The sequence below is a fragment of the Methylobacillus sp. genome (assembly GCF_036844465.1).
Taxonomy (GTDB): Bacteria; Pseudomonadota; Gammaproteobacteria; order Burkholderiales; family Methylophilaceae; genus Methylobacillus.
Map to the genome: position 1 here is coordinate 72,078 of NZ_DAIUFW010000006.1, position 15,198 is coordinate 87,275.

Consider the following 15,198-nt stretch of genomic DNA (forward strand, 5'->3'; position numbering starts at 1 on the left):
GGCAGAAATGGAAGACATCAAACATTATATGCAGCAACTGGGCAAGGAAGCGCGGTTGGCTTCCCGCGCCATGGCGCGCGCTAGCACCCATACCAAGAACCTGGCATTGCTCACCATCGCCAACGCCATTCGCCGCGAACAGGCCGCGCTATTGCAGGCCAATGCTGTGGACCTGGAAAACGCCCGCAACAACGGGTTGGAACCCGCCATGCTGGACAGGCTGACGCTGACGGAAAAAAGCATCAACACCATGGCCGAAGGATTGGAACAGATCGCCAGCCTGCCAGACCCTATCGGTGAAATGTCGGATTTCAAATACCGCCCTTCCGGCATCCAGATCGGCAAGATGCGCGTACCGCTCGGCGTCATCGGCATCATTTATGAAGCCCGGCCCAATGTGACTGTCGATGCTGCCGGCCTCTGCCTCAAATCCGGCAATGCCGCCATCCTGCGCGGCGGCTCCGAAGCCATTGCATGCAACCGCGCGCTGGCTGCCATCGTGCATGAAGGTCTGGCAGCCGCTGGCCTGCCACAGGCTGCCGTGCAAGTGGTTGCTACCACAGATCGCGCCGCTGTCGGCGAGCTCATCACCATGAAGGACTATGTGGATGTCATCGTGCCGCGCGGCGGCAAGGGGCTGATCGAGCGCATCTCCAACGATGCCCGCATCCCCGTCATCAAGCACCTCGACGGCAATTGCCACGTCTATGTGGACGAAAGCGCCGACCTCGACAAGGCATTGCGCATCCTGGAAAACGCCAAAACCCAGCGGCTCGGCACCTGCAACACGGCGGAATCCCTGCTGGTCGCCCGCAGCATCGCCCCAGCAGCCTTGCCGCTGCTGGCTGACATGCTCATCAGCAAAGGCGTGGAGATTCGCGGTTGCGCAGAAACGCAGGCATTGGTAGCGGCAGCCAAGCCAGCGACGGAAGAGGATTACTACACGGAGTATCTAGATGCCATCATTTCGGTGAAAATTGTGGCGGACGTGGACGAAGCCATCGCCCATATCAACCAGTACTCTTCCCAGCACACCGAGTCCATCATCACCGAGAACTACACCCGCGCGCACCAATTCCTGCGCGAAGTGGATTCCAGCAGCGTCATGGTCAATGCTTCCACCCGCTTTGCCGACGGCTTTGAATATGGCTTGGGTGCTGAAATCGGCATTTCCACCGACAAACTGCACGCACGCGGCCCGGTCGGGCTGGACGGACTCACCAGCCTGAAATACGTCGTATTCGGCAATGGTGAAACCAGGGCCTGATGCCGTCCCACCTGCACTTCACCAGCATGCTCCTTGGCGCCACGCCGCCAGCCAACTCCGCTCCGCTCATCGGCCTGATGGGCGGCACTTTTGATCCCATCCACTTCGGCCACCTGCGCATGGCGCAGGAACTGGCCGAGGCTTTGAATCTCAGTGAAGTCCGCTTCATCCCATCCGCCACGCCGCCCCACCGCGACCAGCCCACATCCTCGGCCAAGCAACGTGCGGAAATGGTCGCGCTCGCGATTGCCGACAATCCTTTATTCAAGCTGGACACGCGGGAACTGGAGCGCGAAGGCTACTCCTACACCATAGACACCCTGCAATCCCTGCATGAAGAACTGCAAGGCAAGGCAAGGCTTTGCCTGCTGATGGGCATGGATGCCTTGGCGGGAATTACCAGCTGGCATCGTTGGCAGGAATTACTGCAATTCGCGCATATCGTCGTAGCGACGCGGCCAGGGGCAGTATTGCCTGCGGACAACCTGGCATTGGCTGGGTTTTTGCAAACCCATACGGTTTCAAGCCTGCCGCAACTATATACTCAAGCCCACAATGGAATATATATACAGTGCATCACCGCGCTGGATATCTCGGCGACGCATATCCGCCATCAGCTACAAATTGGCCAATCGCCACGCTACCAACTGCCAGACAGCGTGCTGGACTATATCCACCGATACCACTTATATAGCTAGCCGTAATCTCTATTCAGATTATCAATTCCACTACATTCAATGTGTCTGTAGCCGTCTGCCAGGGCACCCAACCGAGATAAGAAGCTGGCATACGCTGCCGCAAGGTTTGCAGATTCTCTTCCAGCATCGCCATTCCAGGGTCGACCTGGTTCGCTACCCAACCTGCCAATGTCAGGCCGCGTTGCCTGATCGCCTCTGCGGTTAATAGCGCATGATTGATGCAGCCCAGGCGCATGCCGACAACCAGAATCACCGGAAAACCAAGCTTGACGGCTAAATCAGCCATATCGTGCTGCTCATCCAGTGGCACATAGAAACCACCCGCCCCCTCGACAATCACCACGTCTACCTGCGCTTGCAAACGCTTGAATACAGTCTGGATATGGTCAAGGTCAATCCGCATCCCAGCCTGTTGCGCTGCAATATGCGGGGCGATGGCTGGCTCAAAGGCGTAGGGATTGATGTCATCAATTGATAATTCCACATTGCTTGCCGCCAGTAATTGCGCGGCATCCTCGGAAACCAGCCGTCCATCCACACGCTCGCAGCCGGAGGCCACCGGCTTCATGCCCACACTGCGCAAACCACGCCGGGCAAACTGGCGCACCAGCAGGCTGCTGATAAAAGTCTTGCCTACGCCGGTATCCGTCCCTGTGACAAAATACGCCTGCTTTTTCGCCTGGCTCAACGCGGCCTCCGCGGATGCAGGGTCACGGTTGCCACGCCGAGTTGTTTGGGTTGTGGTTTCCAGGCATGTCCGTAAATCACTTCATAGGTGGCGGGCAATTTACCTTCATGGCGGAATTGCTCGTAGGCTGCTGTCAAGCGGGCCAGGAATCCGCGCCCGAGCAGGCCGCGCGCGCGGCCTGCCGCAGCATTGTTGGCGCCTATGGCCTTGAGGTCGCGCATGACGGCCATGACATCGTCGTAAGTCAGCACAAAGCGCTCCACGTCCAGCACTGGATCGGCAAAGCCAGCACGCACCAAAGCATCGCCAATATCGTGCATGTCGATGAAACGGCTGACATGTACATGCTCATTGCCGGAAGCCACCCGCAGCTCTTTTAGCGTATCCGGGCCAAAGGTACTGAACATCAGCAAGCCATCCGTGCGTAGCACGCGCGCTATTTCGCCAAATGCCTGGTCGAGGTTGTTGCACCACTGGATGGCGACATTGGACCAGATCAGGTCCACGCTATTATCGCTTAACGGCAATTGCTCGATGTCCGCGCACAGTGCCGCCGGGCGCTTGCTACCCAGGATGCGCTTGAGCAGGGGATAATGCGCAAGCGTCTGTTGCAGCATGCCCAAGGCCAGATCAAGCGAGATCACACTACCACCGCTATAGCGCTTGCCCAGGGCAACGCTGGCATGGCCGGTACCGCAACCGGCATCCAGGATGACCTGCGGCGCGATCTTGACCAGTTCCAACCGCTCCAGCATGCGCGTGCGTATTTCTTGCTGCAGGATGGCAGCCGCGTCGTAACTGCCTGCCGCGCGGTCAAACGATGCCCGCACCCTGGCCTTGTCTATCTGGTATTGGTCACTCATGAGGTTTTTACAGGCAAAAGAAAATGCATCAGATACTCCACAAAGGCAGCCTGATGCGAAAGAAAGGGCGCATGCCCGGCTCCAGCCAGCACACGCAGTTGCGCATGCGGCAAATGCTGCGCCAGCCAGTGAGCGGCTTGCACTGGCGCCAATGTGTCCCGGTCGCCGTGTATCAAAAGAACAGGCGCTTGCAAGGCTTGGATCCCAGCACGCAAATCATTGTGCAGCAAGATGTCCAGTGCTACTTGCAATCCAGCTTGCGTGGGTGCTGGTCGAGCGCTGATGGCCTGGCGCAACTGTTTGATGGTGGCGCGCGCGTCCTCGGCGCCCATGCATTGCAGGGTCAGGAATTTGATCAGTGTCGCAGCATAATCCTCAGCCACCTGGCTGGCAAATTGCTCAAAGACACTGGCCGCCATACCGTATTGCCAGGCAGATTCCTGATTGGGCTCAGTATTGATGAAGCACGGCGTGCTGCCAACCAGCAATAATTTATTCACCCGCTGCGGATGCTGCATAGCCAGCCGCATGGCGACCAGTCCACCCAACGACCAGCCACAGACGCTAAAGCATGGTGGCAACACAGGCAGCAAGGCTTGCACCATGTCATCCAGATCGTGCGCTTGCACCTCCCGGCTCAAACCCATGCCTGGCAAATCCACGATATGCAAGGTGAAATACGCTTGCAGCTTATCGATCACGGGTTGCCAGACGCCACCATGCATGCCCCAGCCATGAATCAGCGCCAGCGGCTCGCCCTGGCCTGTCACCTCGACATGCACAGCGCTCATGCCAACTCCAGCATATGCAGCACCCGCAGCAAGCGGCGCACATCTTCCTCGTTATGCGCCGCAGAAAGGGAAATACGCAGCCGCGCGCTGCCCTTGGGCACGGTAGGAGGCCTGATTGCTGGCACCAGGATACCTTGCTCACGCAGGCGCTCACTCACACGCAGAGCCTCGTCATTGCTGCCGATAATAATGGGCTGGATAGCCGTATGAGATTCCATGCGCTGCCAGCGCTGCAACCGGCATTCTGATAGGAACAAATGGATCAGGTCATGCAGGTGGCGGCGACGGCGGCCATCTTCCGCAATCTGCCGCACCCCCGCCAAGGCCGCGGCAGCCACCGGCGCGGGGCTGGCTGTGGTGTAGATATAGGATCGCGCGGTTTGCATGAGGTATTCCACCAGCACCTCGGCGCCTGCCACAAAAGCACCTGCCGCTCCTACCGCTTTGCCCAGCGTCGCCATATAGATGATACGTGGTGAACTCAGGCCAAAATACTCTAATATGCCTCGGCCATCCTCCCCCAATACGCCAAATCCATGCGCATCATCCAGCAAGAGATAAGCCTCATAGCGCTCGCATAATGCCAGCAACTCAGGTACCGGTGCCAGGTCGCCATCCATGCTGAATACCGCATCGGCCACCACTAGCTTGCGCCGCGCATTGGTCTGGAACAGCATGCGTTCCAGGCTGGCGAGATCATTATGCGGATAGCGCTTGAGCGTGGCGCGCGACAGCACCGCACCATCATTGAGCGAGGCATGGTTGAGCTTGTCGGCGAAGATGACGTCATCCCGGTTGCACAATGCAGTGATGATGCCCAGATTGGCCATATAGCCCGTCGTGAACAGCAACACTGCCGGCTGCCCGGTGAATTGGCGTAGGTATTGCTCAAGCGCCTCGTGCGCCTCCTGGTGGCCGGTCACCAGGTGCGATGCCCCGCTGCCAGCCCCTGCCGCGCCCGCCGCTTGCGACATGGCGGCGATCAGCGCAGGATGGCTGGCAAGGCCCAGGTAATCATTGCTACAAAACGAGAGCAAGCGCTCGCCGTCGACAACGACATGCGCACCCTGCATTCCTTGCAACACCCTGCGTTTCCGCAGCAACCCCTGATCAGCACGCTGCTGAAGTTCTGCCTGCAATACCTCCAGCAACGGTGATGCTGCACCAGTATTGCCGGAGGAGAATAGCGCTGTCATTGCCGGGGGATTTAGAGTGGATGAATGCCCAGCTTGCCAAACAAAGCCTTGTCGGCATCTGCTTCTGGATTGCCGGTGGTCAAGAGCTTCTCACCATAGAAGATCGAGTTGGCACCTGCCAGGAAGCACAGCGCCTGGATACCTTCATGCATGCTTTGACGGCCAGCAGAAAGACGCACAAAACTCTGCGGCATGGTGATGCGCGCGGCGGCAATCGTGCGCACGAATTCGAATGGGTCCAGCTCGTCCATGCCATACATAGGCGTGCCTTCCACTTGCGTCAGCAGGTTGATGGGCACGCTTTCGGGCGGACGCTCCATATTGGCAAGCTGGGCCAGCAGGCCAGCACGCTGCGCACGGGTTTCGCCCATGCCGATGATGCCACCGCAACAGACGTTGATATCCTGCTCGCGCACGCGGTCCAGCGTATCCAACCGGTCCTGATAAGTACGCGTGGTGATCACGTCGCCGTAGTATTCGGGCGCGGTATCGAGATTATGGTTGTAGTAGTCGAGGCCGGCATCCTTCAATTGCTCGGCCTGTCCTTCCTTCAGCATGCCCAAGGTAGCGCAGGTTTCCAGACCCATCGCTTTCACCTCGCGGATCATTGCCAGCACCGGCTCCAGGTCGCGCTGCTTGGGACTGCGCCAGGCGGCGCCCATGCAGAAGCGGCTGGCGCCGCTTTCCTTGGCTGCACGCGCTGCCGCCAGCACCTCTTCCAGCTGCATCAAGTCCTGCTTTTCCACATCAGTATGATAACGCGCCGCCTGTGGGCAATAGCCGCAATCCTCGGAACAGCCGCCCGTTTTAATAGATAGCAAAGTGCTGACCTGCACGCCGTTCGGGTCGAAATTCGCACGATGCACGGTCTGAGCGCGATGCATCAGGTCAGCAAAAGGCAACTCGAACAGCGCGGCAATCTCTTCCACCGCCCAGCGCTTCGGCGCCTCTGCGCGGGCCTGTATCTTAGTGCGCACAGCACCGTCCAGGCCACGTATGTCAATCACTGACTCTTGCATGTATTTCCTCTCTTCACTTTATTCTGTTTCAACCGTGATATCTTGCCAGGGTTCTTTTCGCGCCCGCAGGATGTCACGAATACCAAACGGCACAATCACAAGAATACTGATTGCCCATACAATGAATGCCAGCCTCAAGGCACCGCCCGCCCAATCGGCCAGTTGCGAACTGAAATTGAGCAACACCACCCAGGTTCCCATCAACCCATAAAAACGATACCCTGCCGGCACCAGATATTGGCAGACCCGGTTGCATGGATGATGCGCAATAGAACAGTAGGAAAAAATAGAAGCTGCAATCCAGAAGGGAATCAATATCGGGATGATGACTGCAAGGCTGGAAAAGAAGGGGAAAGCTTGCGCTGCCCGCATCTGCTGTTTGGCCGTGACAATTTTAGTCGCCATGACAATCCTTATGAAAATTTAACCCGAATTATAACTTGTCAACATTCACGACAACAATCACTTTACATTTGCACAAATATTAAACAAAACCTAAGTTTTCAATCTTTACTTATATTTCATTCAACATGTGGATGATTAATATCAGCTTGATATTGCTTCCAGACAACCCTCCAGAAATTCCTTTGATTCAAATAAAAAAAGGAACACATGGCTCCTTTTTGATACTTACTAAATTTTAAAACAGATAGGTTAACTTGACATACATTGAGCGGTAAGTATGCTCTATCGCACAGGCCCCATGCAGTTTCAGGGACAACATTTGGGTTACCTGCCGTATCAGGTTCGGCTATCGTGCCATCCTCAGTGACTATGGTTGGAGAAAGATCACGCAGTGAGGGACGGCGCACAGTTTTGGCAATACCGGCACGAATATCCAAGTCGTTCTTTAATGCTTGCACTACATGCAATGATGGCAACCAGAATAGCTTATCCTTGGTGTTCGATTCATCAAAGAAATCAGTCACCTTCCCCACGTAAGCCAGCCGTGACACGGCTATCGAGAATTTAAGATTCTGTCGATGCGCTCACTTTCAATGCTCTGTTTACTTAAGAAAATCACTACAAATTGCAAGTTGCACAACCAACAAACACCCTTTAACCAAATATCAATAATTATCATATAAACAGCAGATAAATTTCATTATTATTGATTTATAAAAACTTTCATAATGTTCTCAGATTGTTGAATAAGGGAACGACAGTATGGAAAATCAGACAGCAACTTCCGTCATCAGCGCGCGATCACAAAAGAGGTGCGCACAGGTTTTCAATTTTGGCTCCGTGATTGCCGTGCTCCTGATGCCGCTTTTCCCTGTCCTGCTGATCTGGATAGGTCTTTCCATTTTTGTCTATTCCGCCAATATTCATCATCCCAATCCATTGGTCAGACAATATACCCAACATGCGGGTTACCGTTTTTACGGCATTTTTGGTGGCTTGCTTGCCTCCATGATCTTCGCGGGCGTGTTGATCCCACTGGTAGGCGATGGCCTGCATCTTGGCCTAGTCCTGTGGGCAATTGCTTTCGCGGTGGTTGTACCCGCCGGACTGTTCGCACTGCTCAAGGCGCATAAGGAATGCTGGCGGGATATGAGTATAGAAACCCAATAACAGCAGCCATTTCGCCTGCTGAAGCAAGCAGGTGCAATAAGCGCTACAATCCGCTAACTTTCTACCAATAGCGGATAGGCCATCGTTGATTACCAGGCTCATGGAACTGCTGCTTTCCCAGTCCTGTTTGCTTTGCGCAAATCAGGCCAGTAGCCTGGGTATTTGTGATCATTGCCTGCGCGACATGCCGTGGCACTTGGAAAACCTCTGCCCGCAATGTGCGTTGCCTAGTCCAGACAATCATCTTTGCGGACAATGCCTCCGGTCCTCTCCATCGTTTGATGCGGTCCAATGCTTGTTCCAATATCAATTTCCGTTCTCGGTCATATTGCAGCAATACAAATACGGACAATTGCTCCCATTGGCCCGCACAATGGGCCATTTACTGGCCAGCCAGGTCAAGCACCTGCCATTGCCAGATTGCATCATCCCCATGCCGTTGCATCCTCAGCGCATCAAGGAGCGCGGCTTCAATCAATCTGTGGAAATCGCCAGGATCGTCAGCAAGCAATTATCCATGCCAGTCAACCTGCATGCCTGCAAACGCGTCAAACCCACTCCGCCGCAGGCCAGCCTGCCATACAAGCAACGCATCAGGAATATGCACGGCGCTTTTGCCTGCACGGCTGACCTGCAAGGAAAACGTATCGTATTACTGGATGACGTCATGACGACGGGGGCCAGCCTCAACGCATTGGCAAAAACTGTGAAGGATGCGGGGGCCAGCCATGTAGAATGCTGGGTGATCGCACGAACCATCTCATCATAAATGTTTGAAATCGTTTTATATCAGCCAGAAATTCCACCCAATACCGGCAATATCATCCGCCTGTGCGCCAACAGCGGTACCCGCCTGCACCTGGTCAAACCGTTAGGGTTCACGCTGGAGGATAAGCAGTTGAAGCGCGCCGGGCTGGATTACCACGAATACGCCAACTTGGTCGTGCATGAGGATTGGATAGCCTGCAAACAGGCGCTGACAGGCCACAGGATGTTTGCGCTCACTACCAAGGGCAGCACGCGCCACAGCAATATCCGCTTTCAGCCGGGAGATGTATTTGTATTCGGCCCGGAGACACGCGGCCTGCCGGAAGAAATCCGCGCCGAGTTCAGCCCCGAGCACAGAGTCAGGTTACCCATGATGCCGGAAAGCCGCAGCCTAAACCTCTCCAACTCCGCTGCCATATTGCTATACGAAGCCTGGCGACAGCACGATTTCGATGGGGCGATTTAATCAAATTTGGTAGATAAAAAAAGCACCAACTGGTGCTTTTTGCATTGATCGGATCTTATTGAGACTCGGATTTTTGTTCCCGGCTCAGCAGGTTCTCCATTGCCTGCCGTGGCGATCGACCATGTGACAATACCTGATCGACTTCCTGCGTAATCGGCATGTCCACACCGAGCAGGTTGGCGCGCTTGAGTACTTCGCGGGCAGTATGCACACCTTCGGCCACATGACCCAGAGTCTTGAGAATCTCCTGCAGGGTCTGGCCATTGGCAAGTCGCAGGCCCACTTCGCGGTTGCGCGAATATTGCCCGGTACAGGTAAGGATCAGATCGCCAGCGCCTGTCAGCCCCATGAAGGTTTCCTTGGCGCCGCCCAATGCCACGCCGAAGCGCGTCATCTCGGCCATGCCTCGCGTGATCAGCGCGGCACGGGCATTATTGCCACACTGCATGCCATCGCTGATGCCTGCAGCGATCGCCAGCACATTCTTGAGTGCGCCGCCAACAGAGACGCCGATCACGTCAGTGCTGGTATAGACGCGGAAGTTACCGCCATGCAGCAAAGCGCCAGCCTGTGCCGCAAATTCGGCATCATTAGCTGCCAGCGTCACAGCTGTTGGTAATCCACGCACCAGTTCCGCTGCGAAGCTGGGTCCGGACAACACCCCCCAAGGGCGGCTGTCGCCCAGCTCATCCTGCGCAACCTCATGCGGCAGTTTGGCCGTGGCTGCCTCCAGGCCCTTGGAAGCCCAGATCAAAGGTGCATCGCAGCCCAACCGCTTGATTTCCTTCAAAGCATTGCGGAAGCCATTGGTCGGCACCACGGAGACGATGAGGTCCGTGCCTTCTAGTGCGCGGCCGAGATCGCCTTCCACGGTGAGTTGGTCGCCAAAAGTAAAGTCGCCCAAGTATTGCAGGTTGGCACGCGTGATCTGCATATCCATGATATGCGATTGGTTGCGCGTCCACAGCGACACCTGGTGCTGGCGGCTGATTTGCAGCGCCAGCGCCGTTCCCCAGGCACCCGCACCCAAGACTGTAATTTTCTTCATAGATTGCTACTTAAGCGGCTCGTCAAAAGCCCCATAGGAAAGAGGCAAGCACATATCCTGTCATGCCATCCCTATGCTTGACCTTGACCCAGCCATTGACCGGAGGCTCGACCATATCGAGCACAACATCTTTATCAAGCTTGCCGATCAGAGCCGAGCCTGCTTCAGCCGCCTGTCTGACATCGGCCTGGCCGCTCTTGACCAGCACAGTGCGCTTGGCAGCAAGCTGCTTGGCCTCAATCCAGTTCAAACTGCCCTGTGCGTCGCGTACCTTGATCCAGTCGCCCAGGTTCACAAGCACCTCGACAGGATAGCCTTGGCCCAGGATGAAAGTTTTCTTGCCTGCGGCGGATGGTGTGTCATACACCACTGCCTTGGGAACTGAAATTGAGCGAAACTCGACCGCTGATGCCCATGCAGGCATCAGCATGGAAACTACGACAAATAGCTTAGTGAGTGGTTGTGCCATTGGCCTTGGCTTGTTCCTGCTTTTGTTGTGCGTAGAGCGCTTCAAAATTGACCGGGTTGAGCAAGATGGGTGGGAAGCCTGCGCGGGTAACGATATCGGAAATGGTTTCGCGCGCGTAAGGGAACACGATGTTCGGGCAAGTCACACCAAGGATGATATCCAGATTCTCCTGTGGCACGTTGCGGATCTGGAAAATGCCAGCTTGCGCCACTTCCACCAGGAATACTGTCTTTTCGCCCAGTTTGGAGGTTACTGTTACGGTTACGGTCACTTCATAGATACCATCCTCCAGTTGCGCCGTTGCGTTGCTCAACTCAATGGAAACCTGGGGTGTTTCACGCTGTGTGAAAATCTGTGGTGCATTCGGGATTTCCAGTGAGAGATCCTTGACGTAGATCTTTTCGATACCGAATGCCGGTTGTTGGTCTTGTGCTACTGCCTGTTCTTCTGCCATGTTTCTTCCCTTGGTTTCAGGTCGCGTCTCGCGCTTCCTTGTCGATGAAATAAAAATATTACAAGCGTTTAAAACTTCAAGCCTGCCATTCTATCCGCTTAAGTCATGTTTTTGTACTGCAACTCCATGACACTATTTCGCCAGCATCACATCCAGTTTGCCAGCCATATCCAGCGCATGCAGGTCGTCAAACCCGCCCACATGCACATCATCGATATAGATTTGCGGAACAGTGCGCCTGCCGGTCTGCTCCATCATTTTCATCCTGAGCTCCGGCTCCAGGTCTACACGCACCTTGTTAATCTGCTGCACGCCCTTGTTCAGCAACAACCGCTCGGCATTGACGCAATAAGGACAAGTGCCGGTGGTATACATCAATATATTTGCCATTATCTAACCTTCACCAATGGAAGCTTTGCTTCCTGCCATGTCTTGACGCCGCCCTGCAATTGGCGCACCTGCGCGAAGCCCTGCTTCGCCAATATCACTGCCGCCTTGCCAGACTGGATACCGTTATCGCAACAGACCAATACAGGCTTCTCCTTGAACTTGGACAGCTCTTTGAGACGATCAGACAATTGCGCCAAGGGAATATGCTTGGCCTCGGCGATATGCCCAGCCGCAAACGCGGCATCATCACGAATATCCAAAACTACGGCGCCAGAACGATTGATCAGCAGCACGGCATCATTGGCGCTCACGCTCGCACCAGCGCCGCGCTTAAGCATCGGCCATAGCAGCATGAGGGCCGAACCCAGGGCCAGTCCCGCCCATAATGCATTTTTTGCCAAAAAATCCACAATCACCTCAAGAAATGCCTAAAACTGCCCATTGTACCTAAATTACGCTCGCCAACCGACTGCCACTGTGAAGTAGATGACGACTGTCAGCAAAGATTCAAGCGCTCCCGGAAAAAATTGCGCAGAAATCATTCAAATGCAAGCCAGACAGGCGATTAGGCATGCGTGATCGAGAAAAACTCTCTAAAATATAAGGTTAACATCGCATTCACCAGGACCTGACCAACATGACTGTAACCCCTGCCCTGCTCGTGATCCTTGATGGCTTCGGCTACCGCGAAGATAGCCGTGACAACGCCATTGCCCTAGCCAATACGCCCAATCTCGACCGTTTCTGGAAACAATATCCGCATACGCTGATCAACGCTTCGGAAACCTTCGTCGGCCTGCCGACCGGCCAGATGGGCAACTCTGAAGTAGGTCACCTGAACATTGGTGCGGGCCGCGTGGTGTTCCAGGATTTCGAGCGCATCAACCGATCAATTGCTTCGGGCGAATTCTTCAGCAACCCAATCCTGGTTGAAGCTATCAACAAGGCCAAGACAGGCCACAAGGCGGTACACATCCTCGGACTGTTGTCCGATGGCGGCGTGCACAGCCATCAAGATCATATCCACGCCACTATTGAAATGGCGGTTAAGGCTGGGGTAGAAAAAGTATACGTGCATGCCTTCCTTGATGGCCGCGATACGCCGCCCATCAGCGCCAAGCCCTACCTGAAAAAGCTGGAGGAAGCTTGCGCCCGGATCGGCGGCGGCAAGATCACTTCTATCTGTGGACGTTTCTACGCCATGGACCGCGACAAACGCTGGCCACGTGTCGAAGCGGCCTACAACCTGATCACGGAAGGCGAAGGCGAATACAGCGCCCCCACCGCGCTGGCTGGCCTGGAAGCTGCCTATGGGCGCGACGAAAAGGATGAGTTCGTCAAAGCCACTGCAATCGTTGCACCTGGCGAGCAGCCCGTCAAAATGGAAGATGGCGATATAGTCATTTTCGTCAATTTCCGTTCCGATCGCGCACGCCAGCTTACCCATGCCCTGCTGGATCCGGATTTTGAAGGCTTCAACCGCCGCCGCCAGCCCAAATTGTCAGGTTTTTATACCCTGACTTTATATGACAAGGCAGAAACCCGTGCCAAACCGATTTTCGAGCCTATGGAAATCCGCAACACCTTCGGCGAATACGTCGCCCAGCACGGCCTCACCCAACTGCGCATTGCCGAGACCGAGAAATATCCGCACGTGACCTTTTTCTTTAACGGTGGGGAAGAGCAGGTATTCGCCGGAGAAGACCGCATTCTGGTGCCATCCCCCAAGGTCGCTACCTACGATCTGCAGCCAGAGATGAGCGCGCCCGAAGTTACCGACAAGCTGGAAGCCGCTATCCTGAGCAGAAAATACGATGCCATCATCTGCAACTATGCCAATTGCGACATGGTCGGCCACTCCGGCGACCTCAATGCCGCGATCAAGGCTGTGGAAACGGTTGACGCCAGTATCGGCCGCATCGTCAAGGCCATGGAAAGCATCGGCGGCCAAATGATCATCACCGCCGACCACGGCAACGTAGAGCAAATGGTCGACTACGAGAACCACCAGCCGCATACACAGCACACCACCAACCAGGTACCACTGTTCTTTATCGGCAAGCCTGCCGACCTGGCAACTCCCGGCACCGGCTCGCTTTGCGACTTGGCGCCCACCCTGCTTGCCATGATGGGCCTCAAGCAGCCAGCGGAAATGACCGGGAAGTCCCTGGTTACTTTCAAGGCAGCATAAATACATGCATGCACGCTGGCTCAGCATGCTGCTGGCAAGCAGCCTTTTCACCGCACCAGCAGCAGGAGCTGGCAAGGATGCTCCGGAGAAGCCCAAGGCTGCACTGGATGAAATTCACCAGCGCCTCGAATCACTGAAAAAAGAACTAAGTAGTTCGACAGAAGCGCATGCTGAAGCCGCCGATGCGCTTAAAAAGAGCGAGAAGGCAATCAGCGAGGCCAACCGCAAACTTCACGACCTCAGGCAGCAGCAGCAGGAAAACAGCCAGACATTACACTCTCTGCAACAGCGGAAAGCTGCCCACGAAGCCGAGCTCAAGCAGCAGCAGGCATTGTTGGATCAGCAGCTCTACCAACAATACCTGCATGGCAAACCCAGCCAGGCACAAGTACTGCTGCAGCAACAAGATCCCAATACTGCCGCACGGCAACTGCATTACTTCGGCTATGTTTCCCAGGCTCGCAAGGAATTGATGGATGCTGCGGCTGCCAATATCGCCCAGATAGAAACCCTGAATGCGGAGGCCAGTAAAACGCTAGAACGACTGGACACATTGCAGGAGCAGCAGGAAAAAGAACGCGAGGAATTGCAGCAGCAGAAAAGCCAGCGCGACAAACTGGTCAAGCAACTGTCGAGCAAGATCAGCGCGCAGCGCAATGAAATTGACAAGCTCAAGCGCGACGAGCAACGCCTGACGCAATTGATGGAGAGACTCGCCAAAGCAGCGCGCGAGCAGGCTGCACGTGAAAAAGCCGCAAGAGAAAAGGCGGCAAAAGCTGCAAGGGAAAAAGCCCAGCGCGAGGCAAACCGAGAAAGGCCCAGCCAGCCAGCCGAAAAATCTGCAACCAAACCCGCCAGCGGCAAAATTGTCGGTCGCAACGAAACCCTGCCTAGCAATGCGTTCGACGGTACCAGCTTTGCTTCATTGAAAGGCAAACTCAACCTGCCCGTGCGCGGCGAAATCACCAACCGCTTCGGCAGCAGCCGTGCTGACACCGGCATTTCATGGAAAGGCCTGTTCATTCGCGCCAGCGAAGGCAGCGAGGTCAAATCAGTCGCCAGCGGCCAGGTCGTGTTTGCGGACTGGCTACGCGGCTTTGGCAACCTGATCATCGTCGACCACGGCAGCGGCTATATGAGCCTTTATGGCAACAATCAGGCAGTATTGAAACAGGTCGGAGACAACGTCAAGGGTGGAGACACTATTGCCGCCGTGGGAAACAGCGGCGGCAACGAGCAGCACGGCGTTTATTTCGAGCTACGCCACCAGAGCAAGCCTTTCGACCCGCTAAGCTGGAGCGTCGTCAAGTAACAA

General features: G+C 55.4%; 19 protein-coding genes and 1 pseudogene. 8 read left to right on the plus strand and 12 right to left on the minus strand.

Annotated features, from left to right (window positions below; translation table 11 throughout):
• Positions 1–7 precede the first annotated feature (7 nt).
• On the plus strand, positions 8–1,267 hold the full coding sequence (locus tag V7Z75_RS09375) for a glutamate-5-semialdehyde dehydrogenase (RefSeq protein ID WP_334108359.1): 1,260 nt from the start codon (positions 8–10) through the stop codon (positions 1,265–1,267).
• Positions 1,267–1,965 carry a nicotinate-nucleotide adenylyltransferase gene (gene nadD / locus V7Z75_RS09380; protein ID WP_334108360.1) on the plus strand — a complete coding sequence of 233 codons (699 nt, stop codon included), beginning with the start codon at positions 1,267–1,269 and terminating at the stop codon, positions 1,963–1,965. Before V7Z75_RS09375 ends, nadD begins: the two co-directional genes overlap by 1 nt.
• 13 nt (positions 1,966–1,978) lie before the next feature.
• Here the strand turns inward: nadD and bioD are convergent, their stop codons facing one another.
• The 7 genes from bioD to V7Z75_RS09415 form a co-directional block, all read right to left on the minus strand.
• The gene (gene bioD / locus V7Z75_RS09385; protein WP_334108361.1) at positions 1,979–2,653 is read right to left on the minus strand and encodes a dethiobiotin synthase; all 675 of its coding nucleotides are present in this window, start codon (positions 2,651–2,653) and stop codon (positions 1,979–1,981) included.
• Complete coding sequence (gene bioC, locus V7Z75_RS09390) at positions 2,650–3,516, minus strand: malonyl-ACP O-methyltransferase BioC (protein WP_334108362.1); 867 nt, start codon at positions 3,514–3,516, stop codon at positions 2,650–2,652. The genes bioD and bioC overlap by 4 nt, the downstream gene beginning before the upstream one ends.
• Positions 3,513–4,307 (minus strand): pimeloyl-ACP methyl ester esterase BioH, encoded by a 795-nt coding sequence (gene bioH / locus V7Z75_RS09395; protein ID WP_334108363.1) that lies wholly within the window; start codon positions 4,305–4,307, stop codon positions 3,513–3,515. Before bioH ends, bioC begins: the two co-directional genes overlap by 4 nt.
• Positions 4,304–5,503 carry an 8-amino-7-oxononanoate synthase gene (bioF, locus tag V7Z75_RS09400; RefSeq protein ID WP_334108364.1) on the minus strand — a complete coding sequence of 400 codons (1,200 nt, stop codon included), beginning with the start codon at positions 5,501–5,503 and terminating at the stop codon, positions 4,304–4,306. Before bioF ends, bioH begins: the two co-directional genes overlap by 4 nt.
• Before the next feature lie 11 nt (positions 5,504–5,514).
• Positions 5,515–6,522 (minus strand): biotin synthase BioB, encoded by a 1,008-nt coding sequence (gene bioB / locus V7Z75_RS09405; protein ID WP_334108365.1) that lies wholly within the window; start codon positions 6,520–6,522, stop codon positions 5,515–5,517.
• Positions 6,523–6,540: 18 nt separating this feature from the next.
• Positions 6,541–6,927: a hypothetical protein gene (locus V7Z75_RS09410; protein WP_334108366.1), complete on the minus strand. Its 387-nt coding sequence runs from the start codon at positions 6,925–6,927 to the stop codon at positions 6,541–6,543.
• Positions 6,928–7,043: 116 nt separating this feature from the next.
• The gene (locus V7Z75_RS09415) at positions 7,044–7,451 is read right to left on the minus strand and encodes a hypothetical protein (RefSeq protein ID WP_334108367.1); all 408 of its coding nucleotides are present in this window, start codon (positions 7,449–7,451) and stop codon (positions 7,044–7,046) included.
• Between the two features lie 238 nt (positions 7,452–7,689).
• Between V7Z75_RS09415 and V7Z75_RS09420 the strand changes: the two genes are divergently transcribed.
• The 4 genes and pseudogenes from V7Z75_RS09420 (at position 7,690) to trmL (ending at position 9,331) form a co-directional block, all read left to right on the plus strand.
• Positions 7,690–8,097, plus strand: coding sequence for a hypothetical protein (locus V7Z75_RS09420; protein WP_334108368.1), 408 nt, complete (start codon positions 7,690–7,692; stop codon positions 8,095–8,097).
• A 100-nt stretch (positions 8,098–8,197) separates the two neighbouring features.
• Positions 8,198–8,347, plus strand: a pseudogene (locus V7Z75_RS09425) (double zinc ribbon domain-containing protein); the annotation flags it as partial.
• A gap of 123 nt (positions 8,348–8,470) precedes the next feature.
• On the plus strand, positions 8,471–8,866 hold the full coding sequence (locus tag V7Z75_RS09430) for a ComF family protein (protein WP_334108482.1): 396 nt from the start codon (positions 8,471–8,473) through the stop codon (positions 8,864–8,866).
• The gene (gene trmL, locus V7Z75_RS09435; RefSeq protein WP_334108369.1) at positions 8,867–9,331 is read left to right on the plus strand and encodes a tRNA (uridine(34)/cytosine(34)/5-carboxymethylaminomethyluridine(34)-2'-O)-methyltransferase TrmL; all 465 of its coding nucleotides are present in this window, start codon (positions 8,867–8,869) and stop codon (positions 9,329–9,331) included.
• Positions 9,332–9,386: 55 nt separating this feature from the next.
• On the opposite strand, the gene V7Z75_RS09440 is transcribed toward trmL, so the two are convergent.
• The 5 genes from V7Z75_RS09440 to V7Z75_RS09460 form a co-directional block, all read right to left on the minus strand.
• On the minus strand, positions 9,387–10,379 hold the full coding sequence (locus tag V7Z75_RS09440; RefSeq protein ID WP_334108370.1) for an NAD(P)H-dependent glycerol-3-phosphate dehydrogenase: 993 nt from the start codon (positions 10,377–10,379) through the stop codon (positions 9,387–9,389).
• A gap of 22 nt (positions 10,380–10,401) precedes the next feature.
• Positions 10,402–10,848, minus strand: a complete 447-nt coding sequence (locus tag V7Z75_RS09445; protein WP_334108371.1) for an SH3 domain-containing protein — start codon at positions 10,846–10,848, stop codon at positions 10,402–10,404.
• A complete protein-coding gene (gene secB / locus V7Z75_RS09450) occupies positions 10,829–11,302 on the minus strand; it encodes a protein-export chaperone SecB (RefSeq protein WP_334108372.1) in 474 nt (157 codons plus the stop codon). Before secB ends, V7Z75_RS09445 begins: the two co-directional genes overlap by 20 nt.
• A gap of 132 nt (positions 11,303–11,434) precedes the next feature.
• Positions 11,435–11,692 carry a glutaredoxin 3 gene (grxC, locus tag V7Z75_RS09455; RefSeq protein ID WP_334108373.1) on the minus strand — a complete coding sequence of 86 codons (258 nt, stop codon included), beginning with the start codon at positions 11,690–11,692 and terminating at the stop codon, positions 11,435–11,437.
• Complete coding sequence (locus tag V7Z75_RS09460) at positions 11,692–12,102, minus strand: rhodanese-like domain-containing protein (RefSeq protein ID WP_334108483.1); 411 nt, start codon at positions 12,100–12,102, stop codon at positions 11,692–11,694. Before V7Z75_RS09460 ends, grxC begins: the two co-directional genes overlap by 1 nt.
• Before the next feature lie 227 nt (positions 12,103–12,329).
• Between V7Z75_RS09460 and gpmI the strand changes: the two genes are divergently transcribed.
• Positions 12,330–13,883 (plus strand): 2,3-bisphosphoglycerate-independent phosphoglycerate mutase, encoded by a 1,554-nt coding sequence (gpmI, locus tag V7Z75_RS09465; protein WP_334108374.1) that lies wholly within the window; start codon positions 12,330–12,332, stop codon positions 13,881–13,883.
• 4 nt (positions 13,884–13,887) lie between these two features.
• Positions 13,888–15,195: a murein hydrolase activator EnvC family protein gene (locus tag V7Z75_RS09470; RefSeq protein WP_334108375.1), complete on the plus strand. Its 1,308-nt coding sequence runs from the start codon at positions 13,888–13,890 to the stop codon at positions 15,193–15,195.
• The last annotated feature ends 3 nt before the right edge of the window (positions 15,196–15,198 follow it).